General features: G+C 68.8%; 11 protein-coding genes. 4 read left to right on the top strand and 7 right to left on the bottom strand.

All coding sequences use genetic code 11. The annotated features are described in order from the left end of the window. Positions 1-18: 18 nt before the first annotated feature. The 3 genes from SX243_03525 to SX243_03535 form a co-directional block, all read right to left on the bottom strand. Positions 19-843 carry a hypothetical protein gene (locus SX243_03525; GenBank protein MDY7092020.1) on the bottom strand — a complete coding sequence of 275 codons (825 nt, stop codon included), beginning with the start codon at positions 841-843 and terminating at the stop codon, positions 19-21. A gap of 61 nt (positions 844-904) precedes the next feature. Further along, positions 905-3826: a CHAT domain-containing protein gene (locus tag SX243_03530; protein ID MDY7092021.1), complete on the bottom strand. Its 2922-nt coding sequence runs from the start codon at positions 3824-3826 to the stop codon at positions 905-907. Then, positions 3823-4428 (bottom strand): hypothetical protein, encoded by a 606-nt coding sequence (locus tag SX243_03535; protein MDY7092022.1) that lies wholly within the window; start codon positions 4426-4428, stop codon positions 3823-3825. Before SX243_03535 ends, SX243_03530 begins: the two co-directional genes overlap by 4 nt. A gap of 442 nt (positions 4429-4870) precedes the next feature. On the opposite strand from SX243_03535, the gene SX243_03540 reads away from it, so the two are divergent. From SX243_03540 to ggt, 4 genes are all read left to right on the top strand, one after another. After that, entirely contained in the window at positions 4871-5041 is a 171-nt protein-coding gene (locus tag SX243_03540; GenBank protein ID MDY7092023.1) for a hypothetical protein, read from the top strand. 348 nt (positions 5042-5389) lie between these two features. Continuing rightward, complete coding sequence (locus SX243_03545) at positions 5390-6742, top strand: tetratricopeptide repeat protein (protein ID MDY7092024.1); 1353 nt, start codon at positions 5390-5392, stop codon at positions 6740-6742. Between the two features lie 70 nt (positions 6743-6812). Continuing rightward, positions 6813-8129, top strand: a complete 1317-nt coding sequence (locus SX243_03550) for a hypothetical protein (GenBank protein ID MDY7092025.1) — start codon at positions 6813-6815, stop codon at positions 8127-8129. Between the two features lie 10 nt (positions 8130-8139). Further along, positions 8140-9957 (top strand): gamma-glutamyltransferase, encoded by a 1818-nt coding sequence (gene ggt / locus SX243_03555; protein MDY7092026.1) that lies wholly within the window; start codon positions 8140-8142, stop codon positions 9955-9957. Here the strand turns inward: ggt and SX243_03560 are convergent. The 4 genes from SX243_03560 to SX243_03575 are packed head-to-tail and all read right to left on the bottom strand — an operon-like array spanning position 9954 to position 16373. Next, positions 9954-11705 carry a glycosyltransferase family 39 protein gene (locus tag SX243_03560; GenBank protein ID MDY7092027.1) on the bottom strand — a complete coding sequence of 584 codons (1752 nt, stop codon included), beginning with the start codon at positions 11703-11705 and terminating at the stop codon, positions 9954-9956. The two genes, ggt and SX243_03560, sit on opposite strands and share 4 nt — an antisense overlap. Next, positions 11702-13075, bottom strand: a complete 1374-nt coding sequence (locus SX243_03565) for an arylsulfotransferase family protein (GenBank protein ID MDY7092028.1) — start codon at positions 13073-13075, stop codon at positions 11702-11704. Before SX243_03565 ends, SX243_03560 begins: the two co-directional genes overlap by 4 nt. After that, entirely contained in the window at positions 13072-14955 is a 1884-nt protein-coding gene (locus tag SX243_03570) for a CehA/McbA family metallohydrolase (GenBank protein ID MDY7092029.1), read from the bottom strand. Before SX243_03570 ends, SX243_03565 begins: the two co-directional genes overlap by 4 nt. After that, positions 14952-16373 carry a glycosyltransferase family 39 protein gene (locus tag SX243_03575; protein MDY7092030.1) on the bottom strand — a complete coding sequence of 474 codons (1422 nt, stop codon included), beginning with the start codon at positions 16371-16373 and terminating at the stop codon, positions 14952-14954. The genes SX243_03570 and SX243_03575 overlap by 4 nt, the downstream gene beginning before the upstream one ends. Positions 16374-16379: the final 6 nt, after the last annotated feature.

Consider the following 16379-nt stretch of genomic DNA (forward strand, 5'->3'; position numbering starts at 1 on the left):
GGAAGAGCAGGGCAATGGCTATCGAGGATGAGAGACCAAGTGAATGCGCTGGGCGTAGGCCAGGTGTAGCCCGTTGTCGGAGAGCACCTCCAGGGGCTGCTGGCCCTCTTCCAGCCGTTGGGGCTCCGGCAACTCACCGGGGCGGGCGACCGCTATGAAGATGCGATGCTCTCCCGGTTCGATACCCACCAGATCGCCGGCCCGGCCTTCGAACACCGCGCTTCCGCGCCGCACCTCGAGCCGGAGCTGTGCGCCGGTGGTCAAGCGGAGGAGCCGATCCTCATCGAGCCGATACAGGCCGAACTCCACATCTTGCTCCGCCAGCTCCCGAGGGGTGACGACCAAGCGGATGGTGGTCTCGGGCAGGGCCTCGATCACCGACTCTGCCTCCGGTCGAGAGCGTTCTTGAGCCAGTCCATAAGCCTCTACCTGGTAATCCAGGCTGGGAGGCAGTGGCTCGGGGCCGTTGACCACCAGGAAAACCGCCAGCAGCAGGCTGGCGGCGAGGGCCACGGAAGCGGCCCAGCGATGCCGGAACCACGGTGCCGGGGAAACCCTGCGCACCACCGGCGGTTGCCGGCCCACGCCTTCGTCGAAGGCTGATAGTACCCGCTCACGAACCTTCGGTGAAGGTCCCCGTTCGAGTACGCCGGCCAGCTGCGCTAGTTTTTGGCGCCCTTCACGATCCTGGCTCAGCCGGGCTTCCAGGGCGCGCATCTCATCCTCTCCGAGACGCCCTAAACGGTAGGCGCTCAGCATCTCGTCGGGCAGCAACTGACCGGTACCTCGCTCTTCCAGCTGTCCCAACTCATGAAGTAGCCAATCCAAATCCTTCTCACTCATCGTTCTACCGTCCACTCCCTTGCTGCCGTTATGCTCCCGTCTCCCTCCACTGTTATAGGAGTCATGACGAGGGCCGGTTTGCCCCCGAGCTATTGGCGTCGCCGAGCAGCAGCAGGCCGGCCCAGCTCACCGCCGGGAACCTGGATTGCACGGAGGCCAAAGCCCGACGGTGGGCCAGAGGGATCGCATCCCCTGCCGCCAGACGCTGATAGAAGCTGCGATTGAAGCCCTCCGCCACCGCATCCTCCAGGTCCCAACGGCTGCCGATGACCCAGGTCACCCCGAGCCGGCTGAGCAAGCCGGCGACGCCGTATCGGCCGCTGTCGGCGGTGGTGGGCCAGCGTCCGGTTTGGCAGCCGCTGAGATTGGCGAAGCGGAATCCCGTGGGTAGCTCCGCCAGCTCCACCAGCGGCAGCGGCCGGTCCGCCAGCTGGATTGCCGAGAGCTCCGGAAATGCCGAGTCATAGAGCCCGTGGGCGTCCACGTGCAGCCAGGCCGCCGCCGGCAGGGCGGCTCGGAAGGCCTCGGCGGTGGCCTCGCGCCCGGCCAGCACCCGGGCCTCCGGGAAGAGTTGACGATAGGTGGCCAGCAGGCCGCCGGCGCCCGCCAGGTCGCCGCGGGGATCGACCACGAAGACCGGCCGCGGAGCGCCCTCGGGCAGCGGCCGATCATCCTGGGCTGGACGCGCCGGGCTCGATGGTCGGGTGCCCGCCGGTCGCAGCACCACGGTGGTCGTGCTCGCGAACCAGCGAGGCCCGTCTTCGGTCCCGCCGTCGTCGGCGCTCGTGCCGGCATCGAGCACCGGCAACGCCCCCAGGGGCACGGTCTGGAGCAGCCCATGGAGGGCGAAGGTGAGGGGCTCGCCGGAGCTTTCCCGGTCGGCTGCTCCCCGGGGTAGAAGGGCTCTTGCCAAGGGGGTCACCAGCTGCCGCCACGCACCATCGTCCAGGTCCCGGCGGGAGAGTGCTTGCTCGATGCGTCCGGTGATCTGTACCAGGTGCTCGCGGGGTAAATCCGTTCGTTTTTCCACCTTTACCGAGCCGTCGTGGAGGCGGTGGAGCAAGAGGATCTCATCCTCGAGGGCCACTGCGCGGAAATCGAGGCCGTTCTCCTGACGGTCCGGGGCTCGCCGGCACCCGGGCCACTGGCGCCACAGTTGACTCAAACGCTCCTGGAGCTGGCGCCGAATGGACTCCGCCTGCTCCCGCCGCTGTCCTGCCGCCGGCGTGGCCAGCTCCACCAGCTGCTGCATCAACAGGCGGGATTCGGTCTCGATCTCGTCCCAGCGCCGGAGGATCTCCGGGTCCTCTGCCTGCTCTCGACAGCGGCGTCGTTCGCTCTCGTCGGCGCTCAGCAGGTCGAGGCGGGCCAGCAGCTCCCAGGCGGCCTCGGGAGAGCCGCGTTCGACTTCCAGTCGCGCTGCCCGGGCAAAGTCGTCGGCGCGCTGGCCGGGGGCCAGGGAGAGCTGCTGATCGATGTCCTCGGGCTGACCGAACTCATGGCGCAGCAGGGCTTGATCGAACGCCCAGGCGGCGCGCTCCAGGTCGCCGGCTCGGCGATGAGCGCGGCCCAAGCAGCTCAGCGCCCAGGCCGAGAGCTGCGGATCGTTGCCGCCGGCGAGCTCGCCGCACAGGGCCACGGCGCGCTCCAGAACGCCGTTGTCCAGGGCGGCGACCCCCCGCACCAGCCCGGCCCAGTCGAGCAGCCGGCCCACGCCTTCGCCCCGCAGGTCTTCTCCGTCGAGATCCCCGTCGTCGTGCTGCTCGCCATCTGGATGCTGTTGCCCCAGCAGACCTTCGGCCCGCTGCAGCTCCGCTGCCGGAGAGTGCCCCTGACGCACCCGCAGATAGGCGAGGTTGATCCATTGGTTGGCTACCTCCAGCGGGTAGCGGGATTCGTCCAGAACGTCGAGGCCGGCGAGGAGATTGGTCTCCGCCTTCTGCAGCTCCCTTTCCAAGGCGTAGGGATCGAGGAGGATCAGCCAGGCCAGCTCACCCCGGGCGTGAGCCAGCAGATCCTCGTCGCAGGGCATGGTGGCGCAATCGGAGATGGCCATGGACAGACGTTGGACCGCTTCCCCCCGGGAGCCGACCTGGGTCAGGATCGCCGCCTGCTGCACGGTGACCAGGAAGCGATTCGGGTCGGCGATGCGCCGGTACCGCTGCTCCGCCTGCAAGAGGAAAGTCCAGGCATCCCCCAGCCGCTGTTCGGCGTCGAGGGCGAAGAGAGCTCTCTGATACGCCGCCTGGGCGCCGCGGGCGCTGGTCTCCGGCGTCGCCAGCCACGGGGGCAAGGCGTCGAGCCGGCGCCGGGCCTCGTCCAGAGCTCGGGGACTGCCGTCGAGGGTCAGAAAGTGCACCAGGATCAGGTCGAGGCGTACCTCCAGCAGCGGCCATCCGGCCTCTTGGGCACGCTTCGACAGCCCGTCCAGCTGCTCCGCCAGCCGGAAGACATCGGTCCGATAGGAAGCAGCGAGGACTTCGTCTAACTCCTCGACCAGGCGTCGGTGCTGCGGACCGTCACCGGAGAAGAGCAAGGACCTGCAGGGGAGACGGAAACGGCGGTCGTCGAAGCGGTCCACCAGCTCGCCGCACAGCTCGACCCGGCCGGAGGCCGCTGCTTCCGGCGGTGGCAGGGCATCGAAGCAGAGGGTGCGCCCCATGCGGGCGGTGGCGGGCTGGAAGCCGTCCGGAGACGGTCGCCGGCCGAAGTCGAGCCGTGCCTCCCAGCGCGAGGTGTCGGTGGCCGGATCCACCTCGAGACAGAGCCCCAAGGGCTGCTCGGCATTCAACGCCACCGGCATTGCCTGCCCATCGTCGAGGAGCCGTACTTCCTCGTGGCCTCGGAGTACCGTCGGCAGCTGGAGCGGCTCACCGTCACCGCAGCCCAAGAGCAGGGCCGTCAGACCGAGACAGCCGGCGGCGAGCAGCCCCGGGCGGCCAACGGTGGGGCGCGGAGAGCCGGTTTGCGGACCATCCTTCATCGATCGATACCCAGCAGGTCGGCGCAATGCTCGACGGCTTCGTTGAGGGCCTGCTTGAGTTTGTACGTGGCCTTGCGAGACCAGCCGGTGGTGTCGGCGACCTCCTGCGGGGCCAGGCCGTCTCGATAGCGCAGCTTGTAGTAGAGGTACACTCGCCGGTTGCCGCCACGCAGGCATTCGTCCAGGCGCAGCAGCGCGTCGCGGTCGATGGATTGGCGTTCGGCGTTGGGGCGTGGGGAGGTGGTGCGCACCTCGTCGATGGGCTCGACGGTGCGCAGCGCGGCGGACCGGCGCCGATTGCTGGCGATGCCGCAGGCTAGATCCCAGAGATGGCGCAGCAGAGCCGCCCGGGTCTGGGCGTCCGGCGGGGTGCGCTCGAGGAAATCCCGGAGCACCTTGGCCTCACGCTGGAAGTAGAAGAGGAAGGCATCCTGCAGCAGGTCGTCGGGGTCCAGGCCGCCCGGATAGCCGTAGCGGTGGCGTAGACGGACGAAGAGATCCTCCGAAAAGGTGTCGAAGAGCCAGGCGGCGGCGGAGCGATCCCCGTCCGTGATGCCCGTCAGCTGTCGATGAACTTCCATCGTTTCGTCGTCCTGGCTCATTGCTCCTTTCCGATGCCCGATACGCCGGTTCTGGTTGCGTGCAGGAGGGCCGCAAGGAGCTCCTCCATGCCATCCGTTCGCTGCATGGAAGTCGTTACTCTACACAGGAAACTTGCCGGCGGCGGCGCGCTGCATTTCCGCCACCGCGCAGTCCATCCCCGATCCAGAGGATATGCCATCCCCGCGGGCGATGAAGCCCCCGGTCTTTCCTGACCCTCCACCGGCCTGACCGTTGCCGTCAGCCGTCTTCGTTCGGCCGTTTGCCGTCTTCATCGGAGGCCGTCGGTAAGCCTTGCAATCGTTCTGTAGAGTTTTCGCGTAGCCTTTCATAGATACTTATGCTAAAATACACATTGTTGGCTATGTATCTAGAGCTAACTATCCTCGGGCTATTCGGGCTCTTGGGTAGCACTACCGCTCAGATTGAGAAAGGAGATGGATTGTGTACGAGCTCTGGAAGACCACTCTTGCCCTGACAGCCTTCGGTTGTTGCTCGCTGGCCTTGGCGGCTCCCGCCTTGGATTCGGTGCCGACGCCGCATGCCGTCGAGGCCACCGACAGTGTTCGGTGCGCCGGAGGGCACTATGGTGCCGGCGTCGATCCTGACGGCTAGTCGTCGTTAGGGTCGGGCTCAGGGCGTTCCGGGCAGGGCCCACCGGAAGCCTGCCCTGAGCCCATGCCGGAATGACCGTCAGCATGGGGTAAACTCCCTGAAAACGTAGAAGCTAGAATCGTTCAGTCAGCGCCCGCTCGCGGCACTCAGCTGCGGCAGGGGAAAACGGGGGGAGGAACTTTCTTGAAGGGTCAGCAGCATAGGCATCTCAGCCTCGCAACCTGGGAACGCCTCGCTTCATATCTGGAGCGTCATGTCACGCCCTCGACTGCAGCCCCCCTGCTGCATCTAGTGCAGCGATGCGAAGTCTGTGCCACTCTGCTCGAAACACGGCCCCCGGCTCTCGCCGTGGGAGCCGCCGATGGAGACCACTTTGACGACGACTCCATGGCGGATTTGATCTGGAAGCTCTTGCAGGAGGCCGATCCTGAGGCCGCGGCGGCGGTGCGCGATCTCTGTGGGTTGTGCGAGCGTTGCGACAGCCTTCTCGGCCGCTTCTTCTTCCGCAGCCCGGTGAACCGGCCCGAGCCCAATCGCAAAGCGTTGCAGCACCGCGTGCAACGCCTGGTGCGCAACTGGCTCACCGACAACCAGCAGGAACGGGAAGTGGCGATGCGTTTGACCCGCGAGCTGGTCAGCCATCCGCCGGCCCGGCGTCAGCTCTTGGTGCGCAACAGCGAGACCTACCGCACCTGGGCGGTGTGCGGCGAGCTGTGCGAGATCAGCCGCCGGCTGGCCCCCCAGAGTCCCCGGGATTCGGTGGAAGCGGCGGAGCTGGCGGTGCAGGTGGCAGAGCTCATCGATCCCGTCGCCTACGGACCGGACATCCTGGAGGACATCCGCGCCACCGCCCAGGCGTTTCGGGGCAACTCCTTGCGGGTGCTGGGAGATCTGCGCTCCGCCGACGGCGCTTTCATCGCTGCCCGCCGCCACCTCGCCGCCGGCAGTGGTGCCGGGGTGGCCCGCATCCAGGTGGCGGAGTTGGAGTCGAGCCTGCGGGCGGCTCAAGGGCGCACGGAGGCAGCGTTGGCGCTGCTCGACGAAGTGCTGACGCTCTGCCGGCGCTATGGCGACTCCCACCGCCAGGGCCGCAACCTGATCAAACGGGCGGAGATTTGCCGCATGGCCGGCCGGGTGGTGGAGGCGGTGGAGATGCTGGAAGCCTCCCGGGACGTCATCGATTCCTCCCTCGAGCCCCGTCTGGAGTTCATCATCGAGCACACCCTGTGCTTTTGCCTCATCGAACTCGGCCGATTCGACGAGGCCGCCCGGCTCTTGCCCGACGCGCGGCGTTTGGCGGCGTCGGTGGGGAAGTACCTCGATGGCGTCAAGGTGGAGTGGTTGGGGGCGAAGATCGACGCTGCCCGCGGCCGAGCGGCGGCGGCGGCCATGAGCCTGCGGGAAGTGCGCGATGCGTTTTTGGCCGCCGGCGTCGGCTTCGATGCAGCTCTGGCATCCCTCGAGCTCTCGGTGCTGTACCTGGAACGGGGGATGACCGAGCAGGTGAAGAAGTTGGCTCGGGAGATGCTGCCGCTCTTCGACAGCAGCGACCTGCATCGGGAAGCCATGGCGGCCCTCATCGTCTTCCAGAAGGCTGCGCTCATGGACCAAGCCAGCGTCGGCATCGCCCTGGAGGTGCAGGAATTCCTCAGCCGGGCTCGGCGGGACCGCTGCCTGTCCTTCCGCGGCGAGAGCTCTTAAGGGCGCTGAGCTCTCGGTCGCGTTCCACGTCGCTGCGCCCGGGCCGGCGATCGATGGCAAAATAGGCTCCATGAGAGCTGAAAAAGATTCCGATCCAGGCCTTCCGGGGCGCTTCCGGCGTCGCTGGGACGCGCTTTCCCCGGTAGGTTCTTGGAGCATCGCGGTCTGGGGCGCCGCGGCGCTCCTCGCCGTCCTCCTCGCCGCCCTCTTCCCGGCGGGCTCGATGTTCGCGGCGGAAGCCGGGGCTACCTGGCACCTCGACCTCGCCGAGACCGAGCTGCCGGAGGCGCCGGGCATCACTCACACCCATTGGACGCTGCAGCGGCCGCCCGGCGGCGACTACGACCGCATCGGCGTCCATCGCTACCGCGCGGCCGAGACCTCCGAGCCGAGCGATGCGTCCCCGGATAGCGGACAGGTTCTCTTCTACCTTCCCGGCACCTTCATGCACGGAGCGCCCAGCGGGCTGAGCGAGAGCTACGACCCGTGGCTCTTCCTGGCCCGCCGTGGGGTGGAGGTCTTCACCCTCGACTATCGGACCCACGCGGTGCCGGTGGCGGCGGAGGATCTGAGCCCCCTGGCGGCCTGGGGCGTCGACCTCTTCGCCGAGGACGTGCACTCGGGGGTGCGCTGGGCTCTGGAGCAGAGTGGTGTCTCGTCCCTCTTCGTCGCCGGCTTCAGCCGCGGTGCCGGCTTCGCCTACGGTCAGGCCGCCGCCCATCCGGAGACGGTGGCGGGCATCGTGGCCCTCGACGGCTATTTCAAGAGCTGCGCTGGGCCGGCCAGCAGCGAAGACGGAGAGCTCGAACAACGGCTGGAGGCCTGGCGCGCCACCGGCGATTGGGCCTCCGACGTTGCCGGCTCCCGCGGTTGGGAAGCTCGCGCCGCACTCATGGCCCGGGCTTTGGAGGCGTCGGACGGTGCCCGGGAAGCCTCGGCGCAGGAAAAGCACAGCCAAGTGCTCGCCCAGGTGCTGTTCAAAGCCTGGGGGCCCGGAGTCTTGGCCCACCCCCGGGAGGTTTCTCCCCGGGGGGTGTCCCGGGCGCCGGTGCTGGCGGAGCTGATGGACGACTACGATCGCTATTACCCGAAGGTCCAGGATCTCGAAGCCCGCGCCGCCGCGGCGGTGATGGATCATCCGGCCCTCGCCGTGGACGACGGTTGGTCCGAGCTGCGCAAGCCGGTGATCTTCTTCGGCTCTACCGGGATGGGTTCCGAGTTCCTCCTCGGCGGTGTGCACTCTGCCGCCCACGTTGGCGGTCCGCGGGCGCAAATCCACGTGCTGGAAGGCTATGGTCACCTCGATGTGCTGGTGGCCGAGGAGGCTCGCCAGGAAGTTTTCGAACCGCTGTTGGAATGGCTCCAGGGGCAGTCCACCCAACGATGAATCACCCGTGATGAACCCCGAGGAGCTCACCATGACTCTAGGAGCCCGGTCGTTCCTTTTCCGCCCCCGCTGGGGGCTCTCCCGGGCCCCGGAGCGGGCGCGGTGCGCCGTGCTCACCCTGCTGTTGGCCGCTCACCTGGGAGTGACGGTGGCGGCGGTGCCGCCGCCGGTGCATGGCCATGGCGGCGCGGTGGCGGCGGAGCACCCCTTGGCGACGGAGGTGGGCCTGGACGTCCTGCGCGCCGGTGGCAACGCCGCAGACGCCGCGGTGGCTGCGGCCCTGGCGCTGGCGGTGGTCTTTCCCGAGGCGGGCAATCTGGGGGGTGGCGGCTTCGCCGTGGTGCGCTTCGGCGAGCGGGTGACCAGCCTCGACTTTCGCGAGACGGCTCCCGCCGCCGCCACCGCCGACATGTACCTCGACGAGAGCGGCGAGCCGGTGCGGGAGCGTTCGTTGGTCGGTCCGCTGGCGGCGGGAGTGCCCGGATCCCCGGCGGGGCTCTTCGAGCTTCACCGCGAGCTCGGCGCCCTGCCCTGGGCGGTGGTGGTGGAACCGGCACGGCGGCTGGCCCTCCAAGGGTTCGAGGTGGACGAGCACCTGCACCGGGTGCTGGCGAGTCATCGGGCTTTGCTGGAGCGCTTCCCGGAGAGCGCGGCGGTCTGGCTGCCCGCTGGTGAGCCCCCTCCGGTGGGCTCACGGCTCCGCCTGCCGGATCTTGCCGACACCCTCAAGGGCTATGCCGAGCACGGTCCCGAGGCCATCCTCAGCGGCCCGGTGGCGAAGGCCGTGGAGGAGGTTTCCCGCCGTCACGGGGGCATCCTCACCGCCGCCGACCTCGAAGCCTACCGCCCCCATTGGCGTGAGCCGGTGCACTTCCAGGCCTTCGGTTGGGACGTCGCCTCCATGTCCTTGCCGTCCTCCGGTGGCATCATCCTGGGGCAGGTCAGCCAGGCCCTCGAGGATTTGGGCTGGTCGGAGATGCCGCGCTTCGGTGCGCAGCGTGCTCACCTGATGACGGAGATGCTGCGCCGCGCCTACGCTGACCGCTATCTGTTGGGCGATCCCGATACCACCGAGGCGCAGCCCGCGGAGTTACTGGCGCCAGAGCACCTGGCGGCGTGGGGCCGATCCTTCGATGCCGGCCAGGCCACCGCCTCCCGCCAGGTGCGTTCCCCGGCCGCCGAGCCGGTGGAAGGCAGCGCCGACACCACCCATCTGTCGGTGATCGACGCCGACGGCAACCTGGTGGCCCTCACCACTACCATCAATGGGCTTTTCGGCTGCGGCCTCTATGTGCCGGGGGCGGGCTTCTTCCTCAACAACGAGATGGACGACTTCGCCGCCGCTCCGGGGCGGCCCAACCTTTTCGGGCTGGTCCAAGGTGAGGCCAACAAAGTGCGCGCCGGCCGGCGCATGCTCTCCTCCATGAGCCCGACGGTGGCGTGGAACGGCGAGGGTGCGGCGGTGGCCTTGGGGGCCCGCGGCGGCTCGCGCATTCCCACCAACACGCTGCAGGTGCTGCTCCACCTCATCGTTGACGGCGATGACCTGCAAGAGGCCCAGGCGCGGCCGCGGCTGCATCATCAATGGTTACCGGACCACCTGGAAGCGGAGCCCGACGCCCTGGCGCCGGAGACCCGGGGCGTGCTCGAAACCTACGGTCACGCTCTCCAGATCAGCGCTCGTACCGCCAAGGTGGTGGCGGTGTGGCGGGGCGAGGAGGGGGAGCTGGCGGCGGCCACCGACCCCCGCGGCACCGGTGCCGGCGGGGTGCTCGAAGAGCCGCCCGCCGAGGTTGTGGCTGAGGACGACGACTCGGGAGATAGCTAGTCTCGAATCTGCTCCCGGACGCGATCCAGGTCCCACACCTGGATCGTCTCGTCCGCCACGTCCGGCGGTCCCCACAGCTGGTTGAGCCGCTGGCCCATGGCGGTCCCCTCGCGGTCCATCCAATCCCATTCCCGGCCCCGCAGCTTCCATCCCCGCCGGGGAGAGCGGTGGTCGCCGTCCACCCGGTCCTCCAGCGCTCCCCGATCCGCGAAGACCACCAGCCAGCGGGCGGGGCTGCGCAGGAAGTCCCGGGGTCGGCCGGGGATCATCTTGTGGATCTGGATGCGCGGATCCCAGAGCATGCGCTGCATGGGGGCCAGATAGACCGGCCGACGGTGGATGCGCTGCAGGATGTAGGGCGTGCGGGCGAGCCGCCAGCTGGTATGCCAGGGATACTCCAGCACCGCCTCCTCCTGGGCCTCGGAGCCCTGCTCGGTACCGTTCTCGGCGGCCCTATTTTCGGCGGCCCTGTTCTCGGCGGCTAGACGGAGGTAGAACTTCGGCACATCCTCCTCGGCCAGCTGCCCCCGAGGGCCGTAGAAGCCCAGGAAATCCTTGTGGTGGGTGAACTCGCTGGTGCGGAAGTCGGTCTGGAGCAGGGGGCTGGTGAGCACCAGCGCGGCCAACAGTCCGGCGCAAGCGGTCCAACGCAGGCCCTGCTCGGTGCGGGAGGGGCCTCTTCCGCCGCGCCACCACGGCAGCGTCACCGCCGCCGCCACCCACAGCAGGAGAATGGGGATCAGCACCAGGTTGTAGCGGGTGAATTGGGGTGGCAAGTGCAGGTTGAGGGGTCGCAAGACCACCATGCCCACGGCATGGCCCAGCACCAGGGTCAGGGTGTAGAGCCCCAGCCGGCGCCGGTGGCGCAGCAGGAGCCAGAGTCCGGCGACGGCCACGGCGTAGAAGAGCCCTGCCAGCAGGTTCGAGGTGGAGCCGGATTGCAGGTGGATCACGCCGGCGACGGTGTCGGCGTTGGGCAGCACCAGCTGACGCTTCTCGCCGATCATCGGTCCGAGGCTGAACCAGCCCGGGATCAGGAAGAGGGCCATGATGCCCAGCACGCCTCCGGCCAGGGCCGCCAAGGGCTGCAGCCGGGTCTTCAGCGCCGCGATGGTGAAGCCCTCGCGCCGGACGGTGGCCAGCCGCTCGAGGCCGGCGAAAGCCACCGGTGCGAGGACGAAGGCGGTGACCACCAGATGGAAGTAAATGGCTAGTCCCGCCAGCAGCACATAGACCACTGCCAGCCGGCGGGTGGGAGCCTCCAGCCAGCGATAGAAGACCGCCACGGCGGCGAAGGAGATGAGCACCACCGGGGCGTAAGAGCGGACGATGCGTCCATAGAGCACGAAGATCGGCGAGATCGCCAGCAGGAAGGCGAAGACCGCGGCGGTGGAGCGGGGGATGGATCGGCGCAGCAGCCACGGCCCGCCGACCACCAGGGCCAGGGACGACAGCAGAATGGGCAGCCGCAGCGCCATCTCGCTGAAGGGCACCGGCGAGACCAGCAGCAGACGATAGAGGGACGAGAGGGGAAGGCAGGCGTCCTGGGGCCGGTAGGTGACGAGGATCTCCGGGAAGGAGAGCTCGAGCACGGCGCGCACGGCGTGGAGCTCGTCGCCACCGAGGATCTGGCCCGGCAGCCCCCAGAAGCGCACGAAAGCTCCCAAGCCCAGGATGGGCAGTAGGGTCAGCAGCAGCCTCCGGCCGCCGCTCTCGCCCTCGGTGTGCACTGACGGATTTTGCTTCAAGAGCGACTTCCCCGGGGCAGCTGGGCGACCCGATCCGGTGCCAGCCGGCGGATCTTGGGGAGGATGGCCCGCTGGCCGTCGTCGTCGACGTGGGGGCTGTAGTACTCCCACACCACTTCACCGTCGGGGGTCACCTCCAGCGCTCGGCCGTCCTCCGATTCGGCGAGGAGGGTGTTGCCGTTGGGCAGCCGCTGGCTGGAGCCCCGGGCGATGGTGTAGAGCTCCGGCGCCCGGTACTCCCAGACGATCTCGTCGGTGCGGGGGTCGATCTCCACCACCCGCGACCACCCTCGCCCCAGACCGTTGTCGAAGAGCAGGACGTGGCCGTTGTCCAGTAGCGTGGCGTCGTGGGGTCCGGAGATCTCTCCCTGCCCCCAGGCCCACAGGAGCTCGCGCCGGGGCCAGTCGATGATCGCCACGACGTCCTGGTGGCGGCAGGTGAGGAGCAGGTTGTCCGGGCTGTAGAGGGCATCTTCGGCGGCGAGCTCCGGCGACGGTGTCAGCCATTCGAGGCCGTTGCAGTGCAGCAGCCCGATGCTCTCGACGCCGTCCTCCTTCTCCCGCGCCTCCACCTTCTGGAGCTGAAAGCGCTCCGGCTGGCTGCGCAGCAGGTCGAGGATGGAAGCACTCTCAAGCTTCTCGCCGTCGGCGCTCAAGAGCTGGATGCGGTTGTCGTGGATGCGGGCGGTGGGGTGGATGCTCTCGTCCCAGCGGCGCCGGGAGGTGAGCACGGCGATCCTTCCGTCGGGGAGCACGTCCATCTCGTGATGGGCCCGCAGCTGCCGCTTCCACAGCACCCCGCCGTCCCAATTCAGCTTCATCAATACGCGGCTCTTGCGGCCAGTGGCCGAGCTCCCGGGGGTGGATTCGGCCTCTTCCGCGTCCTCGTCGTCGACCTCGTCCTCGTCCGACTTCGCTGCGGCGGAGCGGGCTCTCTCGGTGGTGACCTTGCCCTCGGTTGCGATGACCAGCAGGGTGTTGTCCTCCAGCAGCTCCGCGTGGCCCCAATGAGCGCAGGGGGACTTCTCCCAGCGGTGCACGACCTTGCCTCGGGGGCTTATGAGCTCGGCGGCGCAGTCCTCTTCAATCACCACCAGGTTGTAGCCGGGGAAAGAGCGCTGCGGGTCGAAGACGGTCACCTTCTGGAGATTCGGATCGGCGGCGCCGGCACCGCCAGCGTAGGGCAGGGCGCGTAGAGCATCCAGGTCCTGGGGGTCGACGGCTCCGGGGCTCGCCGCGGCGCTGTCCGGTTCCGTCGGCGGAGTGTCTTGCGGAGCTCCGGAGGGAGCGGGACCGCAGGCGAAGAGCACGCCCGCGAGGAGGAGCATCGAGACGGACGGCAGCGAGATCTGGCGCAAAGTCGGCATCATCTTTGGGTTCGACAGGAGGGCAGTGGATTCGATGGGTCGGAGGACGCGGGGGCCGAAGCCGGGCTTTGGAAATAGAGCGGGTTGGTGAAGGCCAGGCCGCGGCCTCCCTGCCAGACCTCCACCCGGATGAATCCCGGATCCCCCACCGTGGTCAACAGCTCGGAACGATAGATCCTTGGGCTCCCGTCGCCGGGCCCGTTGCTGGTTGGACCACCGGCGTCCTGCCCGGCCGCCGAGGTCTCTTCCTGAGCCACTCGCCCGTCGACGATCCAGCGGATACGGCTGTTGGTGGGCAAGCCCGTGGCTTCCAGTACCAGCTCTTGGGACGCGCCGTTGGGCTCGATGACCTGGCCCATGGGGCGTCCGTCGGCGGTGGTCAGCTCCAGGGTGCCGCGGAAGCGGGCCGGATCGGCGAAGAAGGCGCGGCCGCACCGCAATCCCTCGATGAGCCCCGGGCGGCTGGTGTCCTTCGCCCACACCCAGGTCAGGAAATTGTTGCCTCCTCGCCAGCCCTCGTCTTGGTCGTGGGAGTCGCTGGTGCCGATCCCCGTGACCACGGTGCCGGCGGCGCTCAGCCGGTCCCACACCGCCAGGTGCTGGGACAGCGGCAGCACTCGTTGCGGATACCCCACCTCCAGCAGGTCGGCGCCGTAGAGGCGTTCCCGGACGGCGAGCTCACCGCGCTGGGCGAGCTCTTCCTGAACCTCTTCCTCCGGCTCGTCGCCGGCGCCGAAGATGTGATTGTAGCTCACCACCCCGCCCCGTTCGTGCACCCAGTCGACGGTTGCCTGGGGCTCCATGCCGTGGGGGAACGTGTCGAAATCCGGTAGCTCCACCCGTGGCAGAAAGGCGTTGAAGTGGACTCCGTAGCTGATTTCCAGGCCCACGTGCTGGACGATGCCCGACGCCGCCTCCAGCTCTTGCGCCCTCTCCTCTTCCAAGGCGAGGACCGCCGTGCCGTCCCGCAGGGTTTGGAGGCGCAAGTCGTCCACCAGGACCCGCGCCTCGGCGCCTCGGCGCACCCAGAGTCGCACGTCGACCCGCCGCAGGCTGTTGTCCCCGTCGCCCAGGTCCAGCTCCTGGGCATCCTGGGACACCGGCAGGGTCAGGCGGGTCCACTGCTCCGGGGGCGCTGCCACCGGTACCACGCCCACCACCTTGCCGCCTTGGGTTCGCCGCCGCCGGGGGCCGGTCTCGCCGACCCGGTACACCAGCTCCGCCAGTCCTTCTTCCTGCCGCGACAGGGCCAGGCGGATCTCCAGCTGAGCGTTCTCCCCCAGCGCCGTCTCCGGCCGCACCGCCAGCTCGACGGTGACCTCGGAGCTCAGCGGGCGGGTGTAGCGGCCGCCGCTGGCGTCCACCTCGCCGCCGGTCCAGCCCCAGGAGAGCTCGCCGGGGCGGGCGCGGGCGGTCAGTTCCAGCGCGCCGTCGCCCTGGAGTGCCTCACGGCTGATCTCCTGCTCCGCCACCGCCAGCGCCTCGCCGCCGTCCCGGCGATGCCAGGCGGTGAGGATCTTGCGCGGGCGCTTGCTCCAGGGGGCGCCGCGATGGGGGATGGGGACGCGCCGGCGCAGCTGATCGAAGTCGAAGCTGTCGACGAAGGTGTGGCGGGCGATGCGCCAGTCGTGATCGGTCCACCACAGGACGTCGACACCGCCCAGCTCCTGGGCCGCGCGGGTCTGTCCGGCCATGGTGCCGACACCTTCGCTGAGGCTGCCGTGAAGGTGCAGCTGCACCGAGTAATAGCGGCCGGATGACGCCGTCGACTCCGGCTCGGGGGCTCCGCAGGCGGCGAGGAGGACCATCCCCGTCAGCAGGCTCCCCAACAACAGGCCCTTCGACCATAGACCCGCGTCGATCCATCGGGAAGCGGCGGTCATAACTTCTCCAGAGCTTTGAAGGCGGGCTCCATGCTGCGCTGCCAGCCCGCCGCTACGAGGAGCAGGAAGAGTCCCACGGTAGCGGCTGCACCGGCCCAGCGCCATCGCTGAGCCCTGCTCAACAAGCCAACGGAGCCGGAAAGGGCACCCAGTAGAGCACCCGCGTAGAGCATCAGCAGGGGCAATATCGGTACGTGGAAGCGGGGGATGGCGTTGGCCAGCACGTGCACCCCGATGGTGAGCAGCAGCGCCGCCAGCATCAGCGGTTTGAAATGAGGATCCGGCACCAGCCACAGGCCGGCTAAGGCGGCCACCATCAACAGCAGGTAGAGGCCCACTTCGGTGCTCAGCAGGACCACGGCGGTGGAGCGGGAGAGGCCGGGGATCCACTCATTCTCCACGAAGCGCACTGTCTGGCTGTGCACCGACCACAGGCGCACATTGTTGCGCGCCAGCTTCTTGAACAGCCAAGCGGGCTGCTCGGCGCCGATGGACTCCAGCGCGATCTGCCGCCAATAGGCTTCCGCCTCCAGCTCGCTCATACCCTCCGGTGCCGCCTTGCGCAGAGGACCGCCCAGACCGTCCCCTAGCAGCCAGTCGTCTTCCGGCAGCAGATTGCCCACGGCGATGGGCATCCAGCGGCAGGTGGAGATCACCACCGGCGCGCCGTGGACCGCGGTGTTGCGCACCGTCCATGGCAGCACCACCGCCGCGGCGGCGGCGCAGAAGAGGAGGGCCGGCTTCCAGCCTTGGCGCAGGCCCGCTCGTAGCGTTTGGGGGATCTGGCGGAACGAGAGCCGGTCGCTCCCCGGGGCGAGCTGCCAGACGACCCACAGCGCGCCCACGGCGGTGAAGAAGAGCCAGACCTCCTTGGTCAGGGCGGTGAGGCCGAGGGCGGCGCCGGCGGCGAGGAGGAAGCCCCGCTGCCGGCTCGTACGCCAGCGCTCCAGCAGCCACAGGGTGAGTACCAGCAGCGCTGCCGCCAGTCCCTCCGACCATAGGAAGTGGCTGTAGTGCACCAGCGCCGGCTGCAGCGCGCAGGCCAGACCAGCGGCGAGGCCTGCCGCTGGGCCGAAGCGGCGCCGGGCGAGGTCGTAGACTCCCGCCACCAGCGCCGTGGAGAGCAGAATCTGCACCAGCCGTATAGCGTCGAGGCCGCCGCCAAGGCGCAGCACGACGGCCATCAGGGTCGGATAGAGGGGGGGGCGGAAGGAGCCTGGGTGGCCCTCGCCGGCGGCGATGGACTCGGCCATGCGCACATAGTAGGACTCGTCGCCGCGCAGATCCTCCACTGGCGCGAAGGGTAGCCAGGCCAGGAGACGGACGGCGAAGGCGAAGAGCAACAGCCCACCGACCCACCAGCGGTACCGGTGGGTCGGTGAGGATGAAGAAAGCTGATCTGGAGCTGATGCGGACATGAAGGG

The organism is Acidobacteriota bacterium (assembly GCA_034211275.1).
GTDB lineage: Bacteria > Acidobacteriota > Thermoanaerobaculia > Multivoradales > JAHZIX01 > JAGQSE01.

What these genes read in the sequence shown, in the direction of transcription:
- SX243_03525 (MDY7092020.1), bottom strand. Translation starts at nt 843, where the DNA reads ATGAGTGAGAAGGATTTGGATTGGCTACTTCATGAGTTGGGACAGCTG.
- SX243_03530 (MDY7092021.1), bottom strand. Translation starts at nt 3,826, where the DNA reads ATGAAGGATGGTCCGCAAACCGGCTCTCCGCGCCCCACCGTTGGCCGC.
- SX243_03535 (MDY7092022.1), bottom strand. Translation starts at nt 4,428, where the DNA reads ATGAGCCAGGACGACGAAACGATGGAAGTTCATCGACAGCTGACGGGC.
- SX243_03550 (MDY7092025.1), top strand. Translation starts at nt 6,813, where the DNA reads ATGAGAGCTGAAAAAGATTCCGATCCAGGCCTTCCGGGGCGCTTCCGG.
- ggt (MDY7092026.1), top strand. Translation starts at nt 8,140, where the DNA reads ATGAACCCCGAGGAGCTCACCATGACTCTAGGAGCCCGGTCGTTCCTT.
- SX243_03565 (MDY7092028.1), bottom strand. Translation starts at nt 13,075, where the DNA reads ATGATGCCGACTTTGCGCCAGATCTCGCTGCCGTCCGTCTCGATGCTC.
- SX243_03570 (MDY7092029.1), bottom strand. Translation starts at nt 14,955, where the DNA reads ATGACCGCCGCTTCCCGATGGATCGACGCGGGTCTATGGTCGAAGGGC.
- SX243_03575 (MDY7092030.1), bottom strand. Translation starts at nt 16,373, where the DNA reads ATGTCCGCATCAGCTCCAGATCAGCTTTCTTCATCCTCACCGACCCAC.